At 68.4% G+C, this 316-nt stretch carries 1 protein-coding gene; it reads right to left on the bottom strand.

What is annotated here, in order from left to right; translation table 11 throughout:
• Positions 1-69 precede the first annotated feature (69 nt).
• Positions 70-316: hypothetical protein (locus RVY79_RS18590; RefSeq protein ID WP_317466024.1), on the bottom strand; the 247-nt coding region annotated here is incomplete at its 5' end.

Genomic DNA, 316 nt, shown 5'->3' with positions numbered 1-316 from the left:
TCCGATCTCAACGTGTCGCTGGCTTGGAGCATGAGGTGCCTCGTCTTGATGTGGGAAAGGTGGCCGGTGCTAGACCGATTCAGTGGCGACCGACAGCGCCGCCCGCGAGCGCCCAAGCAGCCCCCAGACAACCGCTGCCGACACAACGGACACCACGGCCAGCGCATGCGCGAGCTGCGCAAACGCCACGCCATATGCCGCGGTGAGCATGGGCCCCGAGCCCGCCGGCAGCAGCGTCAGTGCCGCTGAAACATTGCCCATGGCGGTGCGGTGCGCAGCCTCCATCCATGCCGCCGCGCTCACGGTGCCGGACGTG

This window comes from Chromohalobacter sp. HP20-39 (genome assembly GCF_033052815.1).
GTDB lineage: Bacteria > Pseudomonadota > Gammaproteobacteria > Pseudomonadales > Halomonadaceae > Chromohalobacter.
The sequence above is the reverse complement of the archived record's forward strand: the minus strand, read 5'-3'. Positions and strand labels throughout refer to the sequence as shown.